Source organism: Hungatella sp. SL.1.14, from assembly GCF_024460495.1.
Taxonomy (GTDB): Bacteria; Bacillota; Clostridia; order Lachnospirales; family Lachnospiraceae; genus Hungatella; species Hungatella hathewayi.
The window spans coordinates 1-286 of record NZ_JANFYJ010000556.1; the positions used below are offsets into that span (position 1 = coordinate 1).

Here is a 286-nt window from a genome sequence, read left to right on the forward strand (position 1 = left end):
GGCGGAAATGTTGCTTTTGACTGTGCGAGAACAGCAAAACGCCTTGGCGCACATGAGATTCATCTTGCCTGTCTGGAAGCAAGAGACGTTATGACAGCGGACGATGAAGAGATTGAACAAGCTCAGGAGGAGGGGATCTTCGTTCATCCGGCACAGACCTTCGAGCGGATTACCGGTACAGACAGTGTTACCGGCGTAGATTGTATGAATGTAAAATCATTTTCCTTTAATGAGAATAAGCAGGCAATAATAGAAAAAGAGGAAGGGTCTGAACACCACATCGATT

General features: G+C 46.2%; 1 pseudogene. It reads left to right on the plus strand.

The annotated features are described in order from the left end of the window. Positions 1 to 286, plus strand: a pseudogene (locus NE473_RS32285) (FAD-dependent oxidoreductase); the annotation flags it as partial.